22 protein-coding genes and 1 pseudogene are annotated in these 20,174 nt (G+C 70.4%); 17 read left to right on the top strand and 6 right to left on the bottom strand.

What is annotated here, in order from left to right:
* Positions 1-37 precede the first annotated feature (37 nt).
* Positions 38-1,456 carry a M20/M25/M40 family metallo-hydrolase gene (locus tag QNJ12_RS13385; protein WP_300623205.1) on the top strand — a complete coding sequence of 473 codons (1,419 nt, stop codon included), beginning with the start codon at positions 38-40 and terminating at the stop codon, positions 1,454-1,456.
* A complete protein-coding gene (locus tag QNJ12_RS13380; RefSeq protein ID WP_300623204.1) occupies positions 1,453-2,445 on the top strand; it encodes a M14 family zinc carboxypeptidase in 993 nt (330 codons plus the stop codon). The genes QNJ12_RS13385 and QNJ12_RS13380 overlap by 4 nt, the downstream gene beginning before the upstream one ends.
* A gap of 169 nt (positions 2,446-2,614) precedes the next feature.
* On the opposite strand, the gene QNJ12_RS13375 is transcribed toward QNJ12_RS13380, so the two are convergent.
* The 3 genes and pseudogenes from QNJ12_RS13375 to QNJ12_RS23750 all read right to left on the bottom strand — a co-directional run.
* The gene (locus tag QNJ12_RS13375) at positions 2,615-2,992 is read right to left on the bottom strand and encodes a gamma-glutamylcyclotransferase (RefSeq protein ID WP_300623202.1); all 378 of its coding nucleotides are present in this window, start codon (positions 2,990-2,992) and stop codon (positions 2,615-2,617) included.
* Positions 2,989-4,806, bottom strand: coding sequence for a cation:proton antiporter (locus tag QNJ12_RS13370; protein ID WP_300623200.1), 1,818 nt, complete (start codon positions 4,804-4,806; stop codon positions 2,989-2,991). Before QNJ12_RS13370 ends, QNJ12_RS13375 begins: the two co-directional genes overlap by 4 nt.
* Before the next feature lie 233 nt (positions 4,807-5,039).
* Positions 5,040-5,204: pseudogene (locus tag QNJ12_RS23750) on the bottom strand (Na+/H+ antiporter NhaA); the annotation flags it as partial.
* A gap of 192 nt (positions 5,205-5,396) precedes the next feature.
* On the opposite strand from QNJ12_RS23750, the gene QNJ12_RS13365 reads away from it, so the two are divergent.
* From QNJ12_RS13365 to QNJ12_RS13310, 12 genes are all read left to right on the top strand, one after another.
* Positions 5,397-5,951 carry a Na+/H+ antiporter subunit E gene (locus QNJ12_RS13365; protein ID WP_300623198.1) on the top strand — a complete coding sequence of 185 codons (555 nt, stop codon included), beginning with the start codon at positions 5,397-5,399 and terminating at the stop codon, positions 5,949-5,951.
* 2 nt (positions 5,952-5,953) lie between these two features.
* Complete coding sequence (locus QNJ12_RS13360) at positions 5,954-6,244, top strand: monovalent cation/H+ antiporter complex subunit F (protein ID WP_300623196.1); 291 nt, start codon at positions 5,954-5,956, stop codon at positions 6,242-6,244.
* 2 nt (positions 6,245-6,246) lie between these two features.
* Positions 6,247-6,630: a monovalent cation/H(+) antiporter subunit G gene (mnhG, locus tag QNJ12_RS13355; protein ID WP_300623194.1), complete on the top strand. Its 384-nt coding sequence runs from the start codon at positions 6,247-6,249 to the stop codon at positions 6,628-6,630.
* Positions 6,627-6,872, top strand: coding sequence for a hydrogenase subunit MbhD domain-containing protein (locus QNJ12_RS13350; RefSeq protein WP_300623193.1), 246 nt, complete (start codon positions 6,627-6,629; stop codon positions 6,870-6,872). Before mnhG ends, QNJ12_RS13350 begins: the two co-directional genes overlap by 4 nt.
* A complete protein-coding gene (gene mbhE / locus QNJ12_RS13345; protein ID WP_300623191.1) occupies positions 6,872-7,168 on the top strand; it encodes a hydrogen gas-evolving membrane-bound hydrogenase subunit E in 297 nt (98 codons plus the stop codon). Before QNJ12_RS13350 ends, mbhE begins: the two co-directional genes overlap by 1 nt.
* On the top strand, positions 7,165-7,686 hold the full coding sequence (locus QNJ12_RS13340) for an MnhB domain-containing protein (protein WP_300623189.1): 522 nt from the start codon (positions 7,165-7,167) through the stop codon (positions 7,684-7,686). The genes mbhE and QNJ12_RS13340 overlap by 4 nt, the downstream gene beginning before the upstream one ends.
* A complete protein-coding gene (locus QNJ12_RS13335; RefSeq protein ID WP_300623187.1) occupies positions 7,679-8,080 on the top strand; it encodes a cation:proton antiporter subunit C in 402 nt (133 codons plus the stop codon). The genes QNJ12_RS13340 and QNJ12_RS13335 overlap by 8 nt, the downstream gene beginning before the upstream one ends.
* Entirely contained in the window at positions 8,077-9,558 is a 1,482-nt protein-coding gene (locus QNJ12_RS13330) for a proton-conducting transporter membrane subunit (RefSeq protein ID WP_300623185.1), read from the top strand. The genes QNJ12_RS13335 and QNJ12_RS13330 overlap by 4 nt, the downstream gene beginning before the upstream one ends.
* Positions 9,559-9,562: 4 nt before the next feature.
* Positions 9,563-11,050, top strand: coding sequence for a monovalent cation/H+ antiporter subunit D family protein (locus QNJ12_RS13325; protein ID WP_300623184.1), 1,488 nt, complete (start codon positions 9,563-9,565; stop codon positions 11,048-11,050).
* On the top strand, positions 11,047-11,349 hold the full coding sequence (locus QNJ12_RS13320; RefSeq protein ID WP_300623182.1) for a hypothetical protein: 303 nt from the start codon (positions 11,047-11,049) through the stop codon (positions 11,347-11,349). Before QNJ12_RS13325 ends, QNJ12_RS13320 begins: the two co-directional genes overlap by 4 nt.
* A complete protein-coding gene (locus QNJ12_RS13315) occupies positions 11,346-13,076 on the top strand; it encodes a Na(+)/H(+) antiporter subunit D (protein WP_300623180.1) in 1,731 nt (576 codons plus the stop codon). The genes QNJ12_RS13320 and QNJ12_RS13315 overlap by 4 nt, the downstream gene beginning before the upstream one ends.
* A 362-nt stretch (positions 13,077-13,438) precedes the next feature.
* Positions 13,439-14,668 carry an alpha/beta fold hydrolase gene (locus tag QNJ12_RS13310; protein ID WP_300623179.1) on the top strand — a complete coding sequence of 410 codons (1,230 nt, stop codon included), beginning with the start codon at positions 13,439-13,441 and terminating at the stop codon, positions 14,666-14,668.
* On the opposite strand, the gene QNJ12_RS13305 is transcribed toward QNJ12_RS13310, so the two are convergent.
* Complete coding sequence (locus tag QNJ12_RS13305) at positions 14,646-15,557, bottom strand: LysR family transcriptional regulator (protein WP_300623177.1); 912 nt, start codon at positions 15,555-15,557, stop codon at positions 14,646-14,648. The genes QNJ12_RS13310 and QNJ12_RS13305 overlap by 23 nt on opposite strands.
* Positions 15,558-15,618: 61 nt before the next feature.
* Here QNJ12_RS13305 and QNJ12_RS13300 point away from each other — a divergent pair, with 61 nt between their 5' ends.
* Both QNJ12_RS13300 and QNJ12_RS13295 read left to right on the top strand, forming a co-directional pair.
* Positions 15,619-16,419: an SDR family oxidoreductase gene (locus tag QNJ12_RS13300; protein ID WP_300623175.1), complete on the top strand. Its 801-nt coding sequence runs from the start codon at positions 15,619-15,621 to the stop codon at positions 16,417-16,419.
* A 189-nt stretch (positions 16,420-16,608) separates the two neighbouring features.
* Complete coding sequence (locus QNJ12_RS13295; RefSeq protein ID WP_300623173.1) at positions 16,609-17,277, top strand: hypothetical protein; 669 nt, start codon at positions 16,609-16,611, stop codon at positions 17,275-17,277.
* A 51-nt stretch (positions 17,278-17,328) separates the two neighbouring features.
* Here QNJ12_RS13295 and QNJ12_RS13290 read toward each other — a convergent pair whose 3' ends face one another.
* Together QNJ12_RS13290 and ung are read right to left on the bottom strand one after the other, a co-directional pair.
* The gene (locus QNJ12_RS13290; protein WP_300623171.1) at positions 17,329-18,195 is read right to left on the bottom strand and encodes a YihY/virulence factor BrkB family protein; all 867 of its coding nucleotides are present in this window, start codon (positions 18,193-18,195) and stop codon (positions 17,329-17,331) included.
* On the bottom strand, positions 18,195-18,851 hold the full coding sequence (gene ung, locus QNJ12_RS13285) for a uracil-DNA glycosylase (RefSeq protein WP_300623169.1): 657 nt from the start codon (positions 18,849-18,851) through the stop codon (positions 18,195-18,197). Before ung ends, QNJ12_RS13290 begins: the two co-directional genes overlap by 1 nt.
* Positions 18,852-18,965: 114 nt before the next feature.
* Between ung and QNJ12_RS13280 the strand changes: the two genes are divergently transcribed.
* A complete protein-coding gene (locus tag QNJ12_RS13280) occupies positions 18,966-19,988 on the top strand; it encodes a 1-aminocyclopropane-1-carboxylate deaminase/D-cysteine desulfhydrase (protein ID WP_300623167.1) in 1,023 nt (340 codons plus the stop codon).
* Positions 19,989-20,174: the final 186 nt, after the last annotated feature.

The following is a 20,174-nucleotide window of genomic DNA, read 5'->3' as shown; positions in this document are numbered from 1 at the left end:
CGCGGCGCGGCCATCCGCCGCTCGTTACGGTGGCGGGATGTCGCTCGACAGCACCGCATCCGATCTGGTCGACCGGGTCTGGGACGGCATCGTCCCGGTCCTGCACGACTACATCGCGATCCCGAACGTCAGCGAGGCCTTCGACCCCGACTGGCGTGACCACGGCCACATGCACCGCGCCGTCGAGCTGATCCGCGCCTGGTGCGAGGCGCGGCCGATCGAGGGTGCCGAGGTCGAGGTGCACGAGCTGCCCGGGCGATCGCCGGTGATCCTGGTCGAGGTGCCGGCGACCGGGGGAGCCGCCGGCGACGACACCGTGCTGCTGTACGGCCATCTCGACAAGCAGCCCGAGATGGAGGGGTGGCGGCCGGATCTCGGCCCGTGGACGCCCGTCCTCGAGGGTGATCGGTTGTACGGCCGGGGTGGCGCCGACGATGGGTACGCGGCGTTCGCGAGCCTCACGGCGATCGAGGCGGTTCGCAGCGCAGGGGGCGACCACGCGCGCTGCGTCGTCCTGATCGAGGCGAGCGAGGAGTCGGGCTCCCCCGATCTCCCGGCGTACGTCGAGGCGCTCGCGGACCGGATCGGGTCGCCGAGCCTCGTCGTCTGCCTCGATTCGGGTTGCATCGACTACCAACGCCTCTGGGTGACCACGTCGCTGCGCGGCATGGTGATGGCGACGCTGACGGTCGACATCGTCGACGAGGGCCTGCACTCGGGCGACGTGTCCGGCATGGTGCCGTCGACGTTCCGGATCGCACGAGCGCTGCTGTCGCGCGTCGAGGACGAATCGACGGGCAGGGTGCTGCTGCCGTCGTGCGACGTCGAGATCCCCGCCGATCGGGTCGCCCAGGCCGAGGCGACCGCGGCCGAGATCGGTGCGATCGCCGACCACTACCCGTTCGTCGAAGACGCCGGACCGACGTCGCCCGAGCCGGCCGATCAGCTGCTCGCTCGCACGTGGCGGGCCGCCCTCAGCGTGGTGGGCGCCGACGGCCTCCCACCGACGAAGCGGGCCGGCAACGTGCTCCGGCCGTCGACCTCGCTGAAGCTGTCGCTGCGGATCCCGCCGACCGCCGACCACGAGGCCGCTGCGCAGGAGTTGCGCGAGGCGCTCACGACCGACCCGCCGTACGGTGCGCGAGTCACTGTCGACGACGTCGACTCGGGGCCCGGCTGGAACGCCCCGGCCGCGGCCCCGTGGCTCGACGCCGCACTCGAGCAGGCGTCCGAGCGGGCGTTCGGACGGCCGGCGCGGCTGTTCGGCGAGGGCGGCTCGATCCCGTTCATGGGGATGCTCGGCGCCCGCTTCCCGGATGCGCAGTTCGTCATCACGGGCGTGCTCGGCCCCGATGCGAACGCCCACGGCCCGAACGAGTACCTCCACGTGCCGACCGCACGCCGCCTCACACTCGCCGTCGCCGAGCTGCTCGACGCGCACGCGCGCCGGGTATGAGCGTCCGGGCTGCCCGCTCGACGAGAGGAGCCGTCGGGCTGCTCGCCGCCGGCCTGGTGGCTGCGTGCGCTGCGCAGGCCGCCGACCCGGTCTCGTCGGGCGTCCCGACACCGCCGACGTCGAGACCGTCGCCCTCTGCGACGACGACGAGCCCCGCCGGCACCACGCCCACGACGACCACCACGACCCCCACCACGAGCACGATCGGCAGCACCAGTACGACCACCACCACCACGACCACGTCGACGACGAGCACCACAACGACATCTACGACATCTACGACCACGACGACCACGACGACGTCGACCACGCTGCCGGCGGGCACCGAGGCGTATGCGCTCGACGCCGAGGTGGAGATCGGGCGATCGGTCGAGGGGCGGCCGATCACGGTGATCCGCCGCGGCACCCCCGGGGGCACCCGCGTGCTGGCGGTCGGCGTGATCCACGGCAACGAGGACGCCGGCGCGGCCATCATCGACCGGCTCGCCGTCGACCCGGTCCCCGACGGCGTCGAGCTGTGGCTCGTGCGCTCGATGAACCCCGACGGGCAGGCCCGCCAGATCCGCCAGAACGCCAACGCCGTCGACCTCAACCGCAACTTCCCGCACAACTGGGGCGAGCTCGGGGTGCCCGGCGACTGGCAGTACGGGGGCGCCGGACCGGCGAGCGAACCCGAGACGCAGGCGATCGTGGCACTCGGCGACCTCGTTCGGCCGGACCTGATCCTCTGGTACCACCAGGACCTGTTCCGCATCAACCCGGCGTCGGGCCGCGACGGCCAGGTCCGAGCCCGCTACGCAGAGATCTCCGGCCTCCCGCTCGTCGAGGTGAGCGGTGGCACCTACACCGGCACGGCGTCACAGTGGTCGCGCACCGTCGCTCCGACCGACGGCATCGGCTTCACCGTCGAGCTCGGCGAGTCACTCGACGAGGCGCTCGTCGGCGCCCACGTCGCGGCGGTCCACGCGGTTGCGGTGGAGTTCTTCTGATCGCGCCGGGGCCCGCGCCGCAGCCGGCGAGGCCGAGCCGGCTGGGTGACGGTCCGGGACGCCCCACCGCCACGGTCGGCCCGGCCGGCTGACGCATCTCGTGCGCCGAGATGCGACGTGGTCGAACGCCAGCGGTCGAACCGGTCGACGCCGGCGACGTGGTCGGGCTTCATCGGTCGAACCAGTCGCCGGATGGGATCGGGGTCAGCGTGAGACCGCCGCCGTACTCGTAGGCCCACACGCCCGTGCCGCGGCTCGTCGTGAGGCGGACGCGCCGGTACAGGCCGGCCACGGTTCCCTCTTCCTCGTCGAGCACGACCAGGGCCTCGGCGATCCGTTCGGCCCGCAGCTCGTAGGTCCGCCCGAGGACCGTCCCGCCTCCTCCGAACACCGCGGCGGGATAGTCGAGCCCGGTGTCGAAGAGCTCGCCGCCGGCCGAGTCGTCGATGCCGTGATCCGCGATGAAGGGCTCGAGCAGCCGCCACCGGACGTCTCCGGGCCGCAGCGTGCCGTAGACGAAGAGGTGGCGGATCGGCTCGCCGGTCACTTCGCAGTCGCGACGTCGGCGTCGAGCTCCTGCTGGACCGACGGTGCGGCCAGCCCGACGACCGCGCCCTGCGTCGGGACCGGGTCGTTCCGGCAGATGAAGCTGAGCTGGCCGTCGAACACCCGCGCCATCGGGAAGAAGAGGCCCCCCTCGGTGGACGCCGCGATCGACTCGCCGGCCGGCGCCGAGCGGACCCGCCACCCCTGGCGGACGCGCTCGTCGATCGTGCCGTACTCGAGCCCGTCGATACCGATGATCCGCCCGAGCAGCTCTTCGGGGAGCGCGCCGCGGCGGCGCTTCTCGGACGGTGCGAGCTGGAATGTCTCGCGGCGGCCGAACACACGGGCGAACCGGCTGGATGCGAGTGCGTTGACCTCGTCGTTCGACGTCAGCGCCAGGATCCGCCCGATGCCACGCAGGTCGAGCTCGTGCGTGGCCTCCTCCGTGAGGACGCTCACCCGGCGGGCAGGTAGGCCGAGCGCCACCGAGCGGGTCACGTTGTACGGGTCGGTGTCGACGAGCAGCGCCCGGACGCCCAGGTCGTCGAGCGCCTTGGCGAACCCGCGTGCGGCGGAATGGGCGCCCACGATGAGCACGCCGTTGGCGCGCTGGTCGGCGAGGCCGAGGCGGCGGGCGGTCGGCCCGGCGAGGAAGCCGTACACGAGGATCGTGCCGATGATGACGAGGAAGACGACCGGCACGATCAGCTCGGCGCCGCGCACGCCCTCCTCCTCGAGTCGCAGCGCGAAGATCGCCGAGACCGCGGCGGCGACGATGCCGCGCGGCGCCATCACCATCAGGAACAGCCGCTCCCGCCAGGTCAGCGAGGTGCGGATCGTCGAGACGATGACGCTGAGCGGGCGGGCGACGAACACCAGGAGGGCGAGGAACGCGAGCGCGGGGAGCGCGACGTCCTGCAGCTGGTCGGTCTCGATGCGGGCGGCGAGCAGGATGAACAGCGCCGAGATCAGCAGCGTGCGGAGGCTCTCGTTGAACTCCAGCAGCTGGCGGACGGCGGCCGAGTCGCGGCGCGCCAGCCAGATGCCCATCACGGTGACGGTCAGCAGGCCCGCCTCCTCCTGCACCCAGTTGCTCAGCACGAACGCCACGACGACGGCCGCCACCGCCATCGGATTGCCGAGGTAGTCGGGGATCAGGAACCGCCGCATCGCGTGATCGAGCACCCAGGCCGACACGAACCCGATCCCGAAACCGGCGACGAGCGTCAGCCCGATCACGCCCAGGACCTCGATCAACGCCTCACCGAGCTCGTTGGTGAGCGCCGCCTCGAACGCCACCAGCGCGGCCGTGGCGCCGATCGGGTCGATCAGGATGCCCTCGGCGCGCAGCATCGGCCCGGTGCGGCCGCTCGGCCGCACGAACCGCAGCAGCGGCCCGACCACGGTCGGCCCGGTGACGACGAGCACCGCGGCCATCACCGCTGCGGCGCCGCGGCTGATGTCGAACAGCTGCTCGGCTCCCCACACCCCGACGAAGAACGTGATGATCGCACCGAGCGTGATCAGCCGCCGGACGACGGTGCCGGTCGCTCGCAGCTCGCGTGGTGGGAGATCGAGGCCGCCCTCGAACAGGATCAGCGCGACCGACAGCGAGACGATCGGGAACAGCGTGCCGCCGAGGAACTCGTCGGGATCGACGACGCCGGCGACCGGGCCGAGCACGAGACCGGCGAGGAGCAGCAGGATGATCGACGGGATCTGCGTGCGCCACGCGATCCACTGTGCGGCCATGCCGACGCCGACGATGATGGCCAGCGTCGGCCCGAGCGTGGTTTCGGAAGCGGCGAGGAGCATCGGAACGTCGAAGGCGAGCTCAGCTGGTTGCCGAACTCGCCGCGCGAGGGTGTGTTCTAGCCGATTTTCCGCAGTCGCACACCGGTCCGGCGGGTGATCGGTGTGCGAGCGTCGTCAGCGGGCCGGCGCGGCGGCCGCGTCGGCCCCGTCGAGCGCCGAGGCGAGCGCCGAGGCCTCGTCGTCGATGCTGATGTGCTCGTCCATCGTGAACAGCGAGATGCCCCCCGCTTGCCGACCACGAGGCCGAGGAACACACCCCACGTCACCTCGCTCGAGAGCGCACTGCCGACCTCGTCGGCCGGTACTCGGACGCCGGCGTTCGCGAGCGCGAAGATCGGGACCACGATGAACGCCGAGTACCTGTGGAGCCGATGCTCGAGCCACTTGACGACCGACACGGTCGAGCGAACCTGGTTCGGGCGATGACTCCCTGGGTGTCATGAGGCCCGAGCGCCGCTTCGGGGACGTCCGACGCCTGGGCTACGCTGCCGCCGAACGAGCCCACACCACGAGGCGAGGAGGTACAGGCCTCCGAGGAGCTGCCCACGTCGATGCCCCAGTCCTGGAACATCCCGGAACGAGGCGTGGAGATGCCGGAGCGGCGCCACGGGTGGCGGTCGCAGATCATCTTGGGCCTGCTGCTCCTCGGCTTGTGGCTGCTCTTCAGCGGCCATTACGACGTCTTCCACATCTCCGCCGGCGTCCTCAGCGTGGCGTTCGTCCTGACGCTCAATCGCAGCCTGTTCAAGGTGCGTCTCTACCCGGGTGACGTGCATCGCCCGCTCCGGCTGCTGGCGCTGGCCGGCTACCTGCCCTGGCTGATGAAGGAGATCCTCATTGCCGCGCTCCAGGTGGCCCGCATCGTGCTGACCCGGCGGATGCCCGTGGATCCGTCCCTCGTCGAGTTCCATGCCGAGCTGCCCAACGCCGCGGCGCAAACCGTCCTCGCCAACTCGATCACGCTCACACCTGGGACCGTGACGATCGACGTAGCGCACGGCGTCTTCCTCGTCCACGCCATCACGGACCCCTCGAGCGAGAACCTCGTCGAGGGCGTCATGCCGGCGCGTGTGGTCCGCCTCTTCGAGGGCGACGAGAGCGGTGCGGTCACGGACGTGAGCATCCACCGCTGGGTGGAGGAGTAACAGTGGAGCAAGCCTTCGTCGTCGTCACCGTCGGCCTGGCCGTCATCATCGTGATCCCGGCGTACCGCGTGATCGTGGGGCCCACGTTGTTCGACCGGCTGCTGGGGGCCGGAACCATCGCCACGAAGACGGTGGTGCTCATCTGCCTCGTCGGTGTCATGTTCGAGCGGCTCGACATGTTCGTCGACATCGCCGTGGGCTACGCGATCCTCAACTTCATCGGGAACCTGGCGATCGCCAAGTACTTCATGGTGCCCAAGCCCGACGGGCACCTGCCGGTGGAGTCGCCGTAGACGTGTTCGACGTCTTCGCCCTGATCCTCGCGATCGCCGGCGCCTTCTTCCTCCTCGTCGGCAGCATCGGGGTGGTCCGCCTGCCCGACTTCTACACCCGCACCCATGCGGTCGGCAAGAGCGACACCCTCGGTCTCGTGCTCGCCATCCTCGGCATCGCCGTCCACGGAGGCCTGTCCCTCACCGACGTGAAACTGATCGCCGTGGTGGTGTTCGTTGCGCTCACGAACCCGGTGGGCACCCACGCCCTCGTCCGCTCCGCCCACTTCAGCGGACTCCGTCCGTGGTTCAAGGGCCAGCCGATGCCCGAGGACCCCACCGAGGATCACCATCACGACGGCGCGGACGGCGGCGCTGTGGCCGAGCCCGAGGAGGACGGGCGGTGAGCGTCCCCCTCGAGATCGTGTTGTTCGTGTTCCTCATCGTCGCCGCCATCGTCGCGATCGAGGCCCGCGACCTCCTCACGGCGGTGGTCACGCTCACCGTGTTCTCGTTCCTCACTGCGCTCGTCGAGGTGGTCATGGGGGCCGTGGACGTCGGCTTCACCGAAGCCGTGGTGGCCGCCGGCATCACGGGCGTGCTCTTCGTGGTCGCCGTCCATCACACCGAACGAGACAGCGCGGACTGATGCGGCACCTGACCCTCGTCGTGCTCCTCGCCTTCGCCGGGCTCCTGCTCTACGGCATCGGGCACCTGCCCGAGCGCGGCGCCCCCGAGTCGCCTCCGAACGCCGCCGAGAGCGCCGTCGGCAGCCCGAACGCCGCCGCTTACTACATCGAGAACGCCTACATCGACGCCGAGACCCCGAACATGGTCACGGTCACGCTGGCCGACTATCGCGGATTCGACACCCTCGGCGAGACCGTCGTCGTCTTCACCGCCGGCATGGCGTGTGCCCTCATCCTGCGCAGGAGCAAGCAATGAGGGAGTACTACGACGACCGGATCGTCGCCCTCTCGGCCCGGTTGGTGACCCCCTTCATCCAGCTGTTCGCCCTCTACGTGGTGTTCCACGGTCACTACAGCCCCGGCGGCGGATTCCAGGGTGGGGCGATGCTCGCGGCCTCGTTCCTCCTCATCCGGCTCAGCATCGGCACTGCGGCGGCCCAGTCCCAGTTCCAGCGGAGCTGGGGGATGCCGGTGAGCTCCATCGGCATCCTCGTCTTCCTGGGAACGGGGCTCATCGTGATGTTCCTCGGGTTCAACTTCCTCGACCACGCGGGCCTGCCGTTCGGCCTGCCCGATCCCGAGCTACGCAACGCCGGGATCCTCGCGATCGAGCTCGGTGTGGCGATCGCAGTGACGGCCACCCTCATCTCGATCTACGACGATCTCGTCGGCGAGCCGCGGGGGCCGCTCGCGGGCCTCGACGAGGCCACCGAGGTCGCCGAGGCCGACCAGGTGGAGGGCGCCGAGTCGGACGCGGAGTCCGGCGATGGCTGAGTTCTGGGACGGCGGCTACGCCTACTACGCCACCGCGTTGCTGCTCGTGATCGGGCTCTACGCGATCCTCGTCAAGCGCAACCTCGTCAAGAAGCTCATCGGCCTCAACATCATGCAGGCCGCCATCATCCTCACGTGGGTGGCTTCGGCGACGCGGCCCGACGCCACCGTCCCCGTGCTCGACACGCACGGAGAGCACGGCGAGCACGGCGAGCAGGTCGTCGACCCGGCCGAGTACCTCAACCCGCTGCCGCACACCCTCATGCTCACCGCCATCGTGGTCGGGGTGGCGACGACCGGCGTCGCGTTCGCTCTCCTGATCTCCATCTACCGTCGTTACGGCACCCTCGACGAGGCCGAGCTGCTCGAGCAGATGCGGGGTGAGCCCGGATGACCCGGCACCTGCCGGTGTTGATCCCGCTCATCCTCCTCACCGCGACGCTCCTGGCGTCCCTCGTCGGCCTCGTCCGGTACACCTGGGCGTACCGGTTGGCGCTCGTCGCGGTCGCAGCCGACGCGGGTGTGGCGCTGTGGGGGCTCGCCGAGGTGGTCGACGGCGGGACCATGACCTACCGGCTCGGCGGTTGGCTGCCGCCGATCGGCATCGAGTTCGTGCTCGACCCGCTGAGTGCCTTCTTCAGCGCGGTCATCGCGTCGGTCGCCCTCGTCGTGATGGTGGGCGCCCGCTCGATGGTCGTGGAGGAGCTGCCCCGCAAGGAGGTGCCATTCTTCGTGACCGCGCTCCTCATGCTCGCCGGGTTCCAGGGCATCATCGTGACTGGCGATCTCTTCAACCTCTTCGTGTTCATGGAGATCGCCGCCCTCGCGGGCTACTCACTCGTCGCCGTGGGGGAGCCGGCATCGCCGCTCGCATCGTTCCGCTACCTGCTCGTCGGCGCCACGGGCGCGTCGCTCTATCTGCTCGGCCTCTGGTTCGTCTACAACCTGACCGGGTCGCTGAACATGCGGGACGTGGCGGCGATCCTCCCCGGCAGCTGGGACAATCCTGCGCTCGCCATCGGGCTGAGCCTGATGATCGTGGGCGTCGGGGTGAAGATGGCGCTGTTCCCGCTCCACGGCTGGCTGCCCGATGCGTACACACAGGCGCCGTCTGCCACCACGGCGCTCATGGCGCCCATCGGTACGAAGGTCGGCGCCTACGCACTCATCCGACTGCTCGTCTTCGTCTTCGGCGGCACGCTCGTCACCGACGAGTTGCCCGTCGCCGACGTGGTGATGTGGCTGTCGGCGATCGGGATCATCTACGGCTCGGTCCTCGCCATCGCCCAGCGGGAGCTGAAGCGGATGCTCGCTTACTCGAGCGTCGCCCAGGTGGGCTTCATCGGCCTCGGGGTCGGTCTCGCCAACCCGGTGGCCCTCATCGGGGCGGTGCTCCACGTGGTCAACCACGCCGTCATGAAGGGTGCCCTCTTCCTCGTCGCCGGGATCATGCGGGCCCGGCTCGGCCACTCGGACATCGGCCGGATCGACGCGGCCGTGGCGCGGCGGCTGCCGTGGACGATGGCGGCGTTCACCGTGGGGGCGCTCTCCATGATCGGGATCCCGCCGACCGCCGGGTTCTTCAGCAAGTGGTACCTCGCCTCGGGTGCGGTGGACCGGGGACTGTGGATCATGGTGCTCGTGATCATGGCGTCGAGCCTGCTCAACGCCGTGTACTTCTTCCGGGTGCTCGAGCGGGCGTACCTGCGGCGCGACGATGACGAGCCCGTCGATGCCGTGGTCCGTCACGAGGCGCGTCCGGCCATGCTCGTCCCGGCGCTCGTGCTCGCCGCGGGCATCCTCGTGCTCGGTGTCTTCAACGCCGTGCTCGTGAACGGCGTGCTCGACCGCATCCCGCCGGCGGGGTGGTGATGGCATGACCTACGACAGCGCCGTCCCCCTCCTGGCCGTGCTCGTGTCGCTCGCCGCCGTTCCCCTCGTGCTCGTGTCGTCTCGGTCGCCGCGTCTCCGGGAGTCGTGGACCATCGGGGCCGCGCTCGTGAAGTTCGGCCTCGTGATCTCGCTGCTGCCCCGCGTCCTCGACGGGCGGATCCCGGAGACCCGGATCGGCGAGCTCGTGCCGGGGTTCGACCTCGCACTGCGCGTCGACCCGCTCGGTATGGTCTTCGCCCTGGTCGCCTCGACGCTGTGGGTGCTCACGTCGTTCTACTCGATCGGCTACGTGCGTGCCGCCGAGGAGCGCAACCAGACCCGCTACTTCGCTGCGTTCGCCTTGTGCCTCTCGTCGACGATCGGCGTGGCGTTCAGCGCCAACCTCATCACCTTCATCGTCTTCTACGAGATCCTCACGATCGCCACGTACCCGCTCGTGATCCACAAGGAGACGCCCGAGGCGATCAGGGCGGGCCGCAAGTACCTCGCCTACACCCTCACGGCCGGGGTGGCCCTGCTCGCCGGGGCCGTCTGGCTGTCGCGGACCGCCGGCACCCTCGACTTCACCGCCGGCGGGGTGTTCGGCGGCGTCGACGCCGGGTCCGGCACGGTGCGGGGCCTCTTCGCCCTCCTCGTCGGCGGCGTCGCCGTGAAGGCGGCGATCGTGCCACTCCACGCCTGGCTCCCTGCCGCCATGGTGGCGCCCACGCCGGTGAGCGCCCTGCTCCACGCCGTCGCCGTGGTCAAGTCGGGTGTGTTCGGCGTGCTCCGAGTGACCGGGTTCGTGTTCGGCCCGACGGTGATGGAGGACCACGGCCTCGCGCTCCCGCTCGCCATCGTCGCCGGCGCGACCATCGTGCTCGGATCACTCGCCGCCCTCGCCCAGGACAACCTCAAGCGTCGCCTCGCCTACTCGACGATCGGTCACCTCTCGTACATCGTGCTCGCCGCGGCATTGGTCCATCCCGACGCCTTCGTCGGCGGGATCCTCCACATCACGACACACGCGACCATGAAGATCACGCTGTTCTTCGTGGCCGGCGCCATCTACGTCCACGCCCACCGCGACCGGGTGAGCGAGCTCGACGGCATCGGCCGGGAGATGCCATGGACGATGGGCGCGTTCGCCCTCGCGAGCATCGGCCTCGCCGGGCTGCCGCCGGTCAACGGTTTCGAGAGCAAGTGGTTCATCGGTGCCGGTGCCGCTGCCAGCGGCCAGGAGCTCGCCCTCGTGGTGCTGCTCCTGAGCGGCGTGCTCAACGCCGCCTACCTGCTCCCGATCGTGCACCGCGCCTTCCTGCGGCCCTCCACGCAGCACCACGGCCTGGGCGAGGCACCGGCCCTCGTGCGGGTGCCGCTCATGGTCACCGCCGCGACCTCGCTGGTGTTCGGGGTGTTCCCGAACGCGCTCGTGCGCTTCTACGACCTCGCCCGCATGTCCGCCGATGCCGTGTTCGGAGGTGTGGGATGAAGCGCTGGCAGTGGGCCCTCCTCGCCGCCCTCGTCGCCGGGTCGCTCGTGGCCGAGCAGCTCGTGCACCACGAGCACCACTACTGGTTCACCGACATCCCCGGGTTCTTCGTCGTCTACGGGTTCATCGGGTGTGTGGCGATCATCTTCCTCTCCAAGTGGTACGGGAAGTTCGGGGTGCAGCGCACCGAGGACTACTACGAGGTGCACGGCGACGCCGACCCGCACGACGTCCGCACCGGCGTCGCCGATCCCGGCCTCGCCGGTGACACCGCTCGCGACGGCGGAGCAGACCGATGAGCGCCCCTCCGGCCTTCGTGATGTACGCCGGTGCCCTGCTCCTCCAGCTGCTGCCGCGGCGATGGCGCAGCGCCGCCGCCGTGGTGGTCCCGGTCGTCACCCTCGTGTACCTCTGGCTGCTCGCGGAGGGGTCGACCCTGTCGTTCGAGACCCTCGGGAACGAGTTCGAGCCGCTGGCCGTCGACAGCCTCAGCAGGGTGTTCGGTGCGATCTTCGCCATCGCCGCGGCAGCCGGCGGCCTCTACGCCTGGCACATCGACGACACCGGCCAGCAGGTCGCGGCCCTCGTCTACGGCGGCAGCGCGATCGGGATCGCGTTCTCGGGCGACCTGTTCAGCCTGCTCATCTTCACCGAGATCATGGCCGTCTTCAGCACCTACCTGATCTGGGCGCGGCGCACCGAGGGAACCCGGCGGGCAGGAACCCGCTACCTGCTCGTCCACCTCACCGGTGGGTCGTTCCTCATGGCCGGGATGCTGATGTACGTCGGCGAGACCGGGAGCCTCGCGGTGACCGCCCTGGACACGTCATCGGCCGGCGCCTGGGTGATGCTCATCGGTGTGGCGGTCAACGCTGCGATCCCGCCGTTGCACGCCTGGCTGCCCGACGCCTACCCGAAGGCCACCGTCACCGGAGCCGTGTTCCTCAGCGCCTTCACCACGAAGTCGAGCGTCTACGTGCTCCTGCGCATGTTCGTCGGGTGGGACGTGCTCATCTACGCCGGCGTGGTCATGGCGCTCTACGGCGTCGTCTACGCCGTGCTCGCCAACGACATCCGGGAGATCCTCGGGTACCACATCATCAGCCAGGTCGGCTACATGGTGGCGGGGGCCGGCATCGGCACCGAGTTGGCGGTGAACGGGGCCACCGCCCACGCCTTCAGCCACATCCTCTACAAGGGCCTGTTGTTCATGGGGGCCGGCGCAGTGCTCCACACCACCGGTCGCAGCGCGCTCACCGAGCTCGGCGGGTTCTACGGGCGCCAGCGCGCCGTGTTCTGGCTCTACATGATCGGCGCCTTCTCGATCTCCGGGTTCCCGCTCTTCAACGGGTTCATCTCCAAGTCGATGGTCATCGAGGCCGCCGGCGAGGCCCACCACGAGACCGTGATGCTGCTCCTGCTGCTCGCCTCGATCGGCACCTTCCTCCACACCGGGCTCAAGCTGCCGTACTGGACGTGGTTCGGCGACGACCGCGGCATCCGGCCCCGCCCCACGCCGCGGAACATGTACGCCGGCATGGGCGTCGTCGCCGCCCTGTGCGTCCTCTTCGGCGTCGCTCCGGGCCTGCTCTATCGCTACCTGCCGTTCCCGGTGGACTACCACCCCTACAACGGGGCGCATCTCGTGGAGACGATCCAGCTCGGCGCGCTCACGTTCGTGGCCTTCTGGATCCTGCGGGCCAAGCTGGCCGGCGAGTCGAAGCTCGCGCTCGACACCGACTGGTTCTACCGCCGGCCCGCCCATGCCGCTCGCCGACTCGCCGCGGCAGGAGCTGCCGGATTCGCCACCCTCGAGCGCTGGAGCGACGGCGCCGCGAGCGGCGCGGCCCGACTGCTGCGCAATCCGGCGCCGGGTCTACAGCGGTTCCTCGGCAGTGCCGGCCCCGAGCGGCCGGGGGTCGCCTACGACGCCGACGATGCCCGCCCGCCGCTCGCCGTGGCGCTCGTGTTCGTTCTCGCCGGTGTGGTGCTGATCGGCGTGATCGGGATCATCGCGGTCCTGTAGGTCGCGGGCCCCGGAGGGGGTGAGGCGGCGTCCACTTCCCTGGCCCGGGCGCCGTGGCACGACCCCTCGCGTCGCCAGAGGTCGTCTGAGTTGTCGGACCACGGCGACTCGGCCCGCACGATCGCCACCAGCGCAACGGTGGCCACCGGGATGCCCCCACCCCGTCGTTGCCCTCGCCGCCGCCGTGGAGGCCGGTGAAGATGGGTGCCGGGACGACCTCGCCGCCAACTGCGGCAGTGATGGGAGCGCAGCCTGCCGAGGGCTCGACCGTTCGAACGAGCGGTGGGGGCTCTCGGAGGCGACGACGAACCACCAGTCTCGCACCAGCGCGGCGGCTCGTGTCGCCCTGGTACGTTCCGCCCATGCCCACCCGGATCCAGCGTGTGACCTTCCCCGGCAGCGCCGGCGACGAGCTCTCGGCGCGGCTCGACCTGCCCGCCGGCCCGCCACGTGCGTTCGCTCTCTTCGCCCACTGCTTCACGTGCAGCAAGGACCTCCGTGCCGCGTCTCGGCTGGCGGCCGTGCTCACCGATCTCGGCTACGGGCTCCTGCGGTTCGACTTCACCGGGCTCGGCGCCAGCGACGGCGAGTTCGCGAACACGAACTTTTCGTCGAACGTCGACGACCTGCTCGCGGCGGCGGCGTGGCTCCGCGAGCACCATGCTGCGCCGCAGCTCCTCGTCGGCCACTCCCTGGGCGGCGCCGCGGTCATCGCCGCCACCGCCGAGCTGCCCGAGGTGCGGGCGATCGCCACCATCGGGGCGCCATCGGACGCCGGCCATGTCGCGCAGCTGTTCGACGGCTGCCTCGAACGCATCGAGCGCGCCGGTGCAGCCGAAGTCGAGCTGCACGGCCGCCGGTTCACGATCACGCGGCAGTTCATCGACGACCTGCGGGCGGGCGGCGTGACCGACGCAGCGGCAGCGTTCAAGGGGGCGCTGCTCGTCCTGCACTCGCCGATCGACAACACGGTGGGGGTCGGCCACGCGGCCGAGATCTTCCAGGCCGCTCGCCATCCCAAGAGCTTCGTCACGCTCGATGATGCCGACCACCTGCTGACCCGGACGTCGGATGCCGAGTACACCGCGTCGATGATCGGCACGTGGGCGGCGAGGTATCTGGTCGACGAGAGCGGCGCCGCGGAGGTGCCGAAGCCGACCGCGCAGGTGGTGGTGGCCGAGACGACGCAGGGGCCCTTCCTCAACCACGTGGTGTCGGGCCGGCATCGATTCCTGGCCGACGAGCCCGAGTCGATCGGCGGGTTCGACGCGGGACCGGGACCCTACGACTTCCTCGCGACGGCGCTCGGGGCCTGCACGTCGATGACGCTGCGCATGTACGCCGAGCGCAAGCAGATGCCGCTCGACCGCGTCACCGTCGAGGTGTCGCACGACAAGGTGCATCCCGACGATGCCGATCGGGCGGCCGAGGCAGCCGGGCCGCGCATCGATCGCTTCACCCGCGTCCTGGTCGTCGAGGGCGACCTCGACGACGAGCAGCGCCAGAGCCTGCTGCGAATCGCCGACCGCTGCCCCGTGCACCGTACGCTCGAGCAGTCGTCGGACATCGTCACGCAGTTGCAGACGGACTGAGCGCCGGGGACCTTCCGATCTCGATCGCATCGAGCAAGGGGTTCCGCCGCCGCCCGTCCCAACCCATCACGAGTGTCGTCGTGCGCTCGGGACGGACCTGCGGGATCAGCACCACGTCCGGCCCGCAGACCGTCGTCATCGACTCGGTGAACGTCGAGACGCCGAGCCCGGCTGCCACGAGGCTCGCCGCGATCAGGCGACTCGACGCATGCTGGATCTCGACCCGCCGCGTGTGGCCATCGGTCACGAGGTCGACGATCTCGTCGTAGAGACCCGGATTCCGGTCGCGGGGGAAGAGGATCAGCCTCTCGCCCGCCAGCTCCCGGAGGGCGAGTTCGCTGCGGCCGCCGAGCGGGTGGTCGATCGCAACCCCGACGCACGAGCGCTCCGACGTCACCTCGACGTGGTCCAGCTCACGTGGGATCCGGGGGCCGGCGAGGAAGAACCCGACGTCGAGCTCGCCGTCGACGAGGCGCTCGATCTGCTCGGTCGACGGGAGCTCCACGAGATCGAGCCGCCACGACGGCTGGTCCGCCTGGAACCGGCGCAGGAGCCCCGGTAGCGGGCCGGACAGGGCAGGGCCGGTGAAGCCGACCCGGAGCCGACCTGCCCGCCCCGCTGCCACGTCGAGGGTGCGTCGGGCAGCCTGGTCGGTCGCGGCGAGCAACTCGCGAGCGCGCATGGCGAGCTCGGCACCGGCGGGCGTCAGCGAGACCGATCGTGTCGTGCGGTCAACGAGCTGGCAGTCGAGCGAGCGCTCGAGCTGCTGGATCGTGCGGCTCAGTGCCGACTGAGCGAGATGGAGACGAGTCGCAGCCCGGCCGAAGTGCAGCTCGTCGGCGAGCGCGGTGAGGGCGGCGAGATGGCGGAGGTCGAACTGATGCTCCATGGCGATCAATCTATGAGCAATTGATGTTGCGAGCCGATTCATCGGATGCGATGGTCGCAGCATGACCTCCTCCACCGCCATCACACCTCCAGCCGCGACGAACCTGACGGGCAAGATCGCCCTGGTGACGGGCGGCAGTCGCAACATCGGGTGCGAGACGGCAGCCGAGCTCGCCCGGCAGGGCGCCGATGTCGTCGTCACCTACCACTCGAGCGCCGCGGCGGCCGCCGAGGTGGTCGACGAGCTCGAACGATCCGGACGCCGAGCCGCCGCGATCCAGGTCGATCTCACCGGCACCGGCGCACTCGATCGCTTCGTCGACGACGTGCGCGCCCAGCTCGCGGCGTGGGATGCCGAGGGCCTCGACATCCTCGTCAACAACGCCGGGACGCTGCGCATCGCGACGTTCGACGCCGTCACCGAGGACGATCTCGACGCCATCTTCGAGACCAACTACAAGAGCCTCTTCTTCCTGACGCAGCGCCTCGCCGATGTGATCAACGACGGTGGCCGCATCGTCAACCTGGGGTCGGGCACCGCCGAGATCGCATTCGCGCCGCTCGTGTCGTACGGCCCCGTCAAGGCGGCGCTGCACAGCCTGACCAAGTACCTCGCAGCGCACTTCGGTCCTCGCGGGATCACGGTCAACGCGGTTGCGCCCGGTGGTCTCGACGACGACTTCAACGCGCTGCTGTTCGACGAGATCTTCCCGCCCGCCCGCGACTACATCAGGTCGAACACGGCCGTGGGGCGAATCGGCATGCCCGCCGACATCGGCGGTGTGATCGGGTTCCTCGCCACCGACGCAGCGTCGTTCGTCAGCGGCGCCGTGCTGCCGATCGACGGCGGGTACCGCCTCTGACCGTGGCGCCGGCTGCGCCGGCTCCTCGGAGCGCCGCGCGTCAGGTTGTGCGCGGCCGATCGTCGGTCGCGTCGTGTCGCGCCGGCTGCGTCGACCATGCCGACGGATCGACCACCGGAGCGAGATCGGTCTGCAAGTGGTCGAGGGCGAGCAGGGTCGGAGCGCCCACCGGCGGCGTACGGTCGAAGCGTGACCGGACCCTCGCACCCGGCCGTCATCGACGTGCTGATGCACCGTCACGGGCGCACCTTCGCGGCCGAGGCGGGCATCCGCGTGGAGCGCAACGTTCCCTCGGTGCTCTTCCAACTGTTGTGCCTGTCCTTGCTGGTCAGCGCTCGGATCCGCGGGGAGGTCGCGCTCGAGGCGGCCAGGGCGCTCGTCGCTGCCGGTTGGGGCACGCCCGAGCGCATGGCGGCAGCCGCCTGGGCGGAACGGGTGCGCGTCCTGGACGCGGCCGGCTACGCCCGCTACGACGAGAGCACGTCGCGCTACCTCGGCCGCACCGCCGATCTCGTGGTCGAGCGCTGTCGCGGCGACTTGCGCCGCCTCCGAGCCGAGGCGACCGGATCGATCGCCGCGCTGCAGAGCGGTCTGACCGGGTTCCCCGGCATCGGCCGGGTCGGCGCCGCGTTCTTCCTGCGCGAGGTGCAGATCGCCTGGGAGGAGCTCGTCCCCTTCGTCGACGAACGGGCCCGCGCTGGCGCGGTGTCCCTCGGACTGCCGAGCGAGCCGCACGAGCTGCTCGCGGTGGCCGGCGCCACCCCGTTCGCCGTGTTCGTTGCGGCCCTCGTCCGGACCGACCTCGCCCGCGACGGCGACGACATCATCGCGGTGGCGGCCCGAGCGTCGAGCAGCTGAGGTCGTGGCCGCCCGCAGGTCGTCGCCCGCGTGACCCGGCGCAGAGCTCTCTCAGCTGGTCGTCGCGAGCGGCCGTGCGGCGCCGCGATCGCCGAGGCGGTGCAGCGCGGCGTTGAGCTCGGCGCCGACGAGGCTGATCAGCGCGTGCAGGCTGAGCCAGCTCATCAGGGCGAGGATGCCGGCGAACGTGCCGTACACGTCCTCGGCGTTGTCGAGCGTGTTGGCCATGACGTTCGCGCCGACGAACTGGAGCACCGTGTAGAGCGCACCGGTGAAGACCGCACCCGGCCACACCATCGCCCATGTCACCGACTTCGAGGTCAGGAACCGGTACATCGTCGCGACGACGACCACGTTGAGCGCGAACCCGCCGAGTGTGATCAGGATCTGCCCGGTGCGCGGTAGCCCGGCCTGGCCGACGACTGCGGCGAGCGTCACGGCGCCGACCTGGGCGAGACCGATGACGAGGACGCCGATCAGCGCCCTCGCCCGTTGGATCGCGCCGCTCGCCCGGTCGTCGACGGCGATCTCCCACGTGTCGTCGAGGGCGAGCTGGAGCCCGACGAACGCCTTGAGCGAGCCCCACACGGCGATCGCGAGGCCGATGATCAGGGCCCACCAGCTGCCGCTGATCCGACCCGAGTTCGCTTGGATCTGATCGCCGATCACGGGAATCTGGCTGATGGCCGAGTCGACGATGTCCTCTTGGAGGTCCGGTCGGTCCTGCAGCACGAATCCGAGGATGGTCGTCGCGGCCATCAGCAGCGGGAAGAGGGTCAGCACCCCGTAGTAGGCGAGCACCGCTGCATTGCGGCCGGTCAGGTGACGCCGGAACCCGTCCAACGTCTCGACGACGACGTCGACGGGCGCCGAGCGCTGCCGCAGTTCGACCACCTTCGGATGTGTCGTCCAGGGCATCACAGGCTCCAGTCGATCGTCGGTTGGCCGTGGGCCGCGAGCGCGTCGTTCGCACGGCTGAACGGCTTGGAGCCGAAGAAGCCGTTGTGGGCCGACAGCGGCGACGGGTGCGGGGACTCGATGATCGTGTGGCGCTCGCCGTCGACGAGCGACTTCTTCCTGCGTGCGTAGCCGCCCCAGAGGATGAACACGACGTGGTCCGGCTTCGCGTCGACCGTGCGGATCACCTCGTCGGTGAACGTCTCCCACCCCTTGCCCTGGTGCGAACCGGCCTGACCGGCGCGAACGGTCAGGGTGGCGTTGAGCAGCAAGACGCCCTGGCGCGCCCACGGCTCGAGGTCGCCGTGGTCGGGGATCGAGACACCGACGTCGTCGGCGAGCTCCTGGTGGATGTTGGCGAGCGACGGCGGCACGCGGACGCCCCGCCGGACCGAGAAGCAGAGACCGTGCGCCTGCTTCGGGCCGTGGTAGGGATCCTGACCGAGGATCAGCACGCGGGTGTCGGCGTACGGCGTCAGGTGCAGCGCGGCGAAGACGTCCTCGTGCGGCGGGTACACCGTGGCCCGACGTCGCTCGTCGGCGACGAAGCCGATCAGCTGCTTCCAGTACGCCTTCTCGAACTCGCCGCGGAGCAGCGGATTCCAGTCGGTCGTCACGGCGTGCTCCGCGGCGGTCGTGTCCGTCGACGTGGTCGACGTGGTCGACGCGGTCGACGCGGTCGACGCGGTCGACGCGGTGTCCGGCGGGTCGTCACGGGCATCGTGCCTATCATGCCCGGCGTGTTCGGTCATCTCCCGCGATCGCGGCTCGCGACGCTGCCGACACCGTTGGAGCGGGGCCCGCAGATGCCCGGCGACCTGCGGCTCTGGGTCAAGCGCGACGACCTGACGGGCCTCGGTCTGGGCGGCAACAAGGCGCGCAAGCTCGAGTTCCTCTGCGGCGCGGCGGTGGCGGAGGGCGCACATTCGCTGATCACGGTCGGGGCGTCGCAGTCGAACCACTGCCGCATGACCGCCGCCGCCGGAGCGATGCTCGGGCTCGAGGTGCACCTCGTGCTGTCGGGTGATCGTCCCGAGACGCCGAGCGGCAACCAGTTGCTCTCGACGTTGTTCGGTGCTCAGCTGCACTTCACCGGTGCCGAGGAGAGCCACTGGGGCGAGCTCGAGATCGCCCGCGAGGCGCTGGCCGAGGAGCTGACGGCCGCCGGCGCTGGGCCCTACTCGATCCCGATCGGCGGTTCGACGGCTGTCGGTGCGGTCGGTTACGCGGTGGCGTTCGCCGAGCTGATGGAGCAGTGCCACGAGCTCGGCGTCCGGCCCGCTGCGATCGTGCACGCCTCGTCGAGCGGTGGAACGCACGCAGGGCTCGTCGCCGGCCGTGCGCTGTGGCGGTCACGTGGTCACGAGGTGCCCGAGGTTCTCGCGATCGGCGTCGCACAAGGCGTCAACATGGGTCGCCCCGACGTCGCCGAGCTCGCCCGCGACGTCGTCGAGCTGGCCGGCGCCGATCGAGCGATCGTGGAACGAGCCGATGTCCGCGTCGACCCGGACTGGATGGGCGAGGACTACGGCGTCCCGACCAGGTCCGGCGACGCAGCGATTCGATGGGCCGCCCGGCACGGAGGTTGGGTGCTCGACCGGACCTACAGCGGGAAGGGCTTCGCAGGACTGGTCGGCAACGCCGAGCGCGCGCGGTGGCCGGAGGGGAGCGATGTGGTCTTCATCCACACCGGTGGCCAGCCGGCGCTGTTCGCTCCGGGCGGCGCCCCTGGCCTGGCTCGGCGCGGGCAGTAGCGTTCGGCACCGATGAACGAGATCCTCGACGTCGACCTCCTGGCCTTCGAGCAGGGAACCGACGCCCAGCGGTCGGCGGTGGTCGACGGCGTGATGCAGAGCCTCCGCACCGGCTTCGTCTACACCAGCCACGATCTCAGCGACGACCTGCTCGACGAGGCCTACGGCATGCTCGAGCAGTTCTTC

The sequence above is a fragment of the Ilumatobacter sp. genome, assembly GCF_030065885.1.
Lineage (GTDB): Bacteria > Actinomycetota > Acidimicrobiia > Acidimicrobiales > Ilumatobacteraceae > Ilumatobacter.
This window is presented reverse-complemented; position numbering and strand designations above follow the sequence as displayed.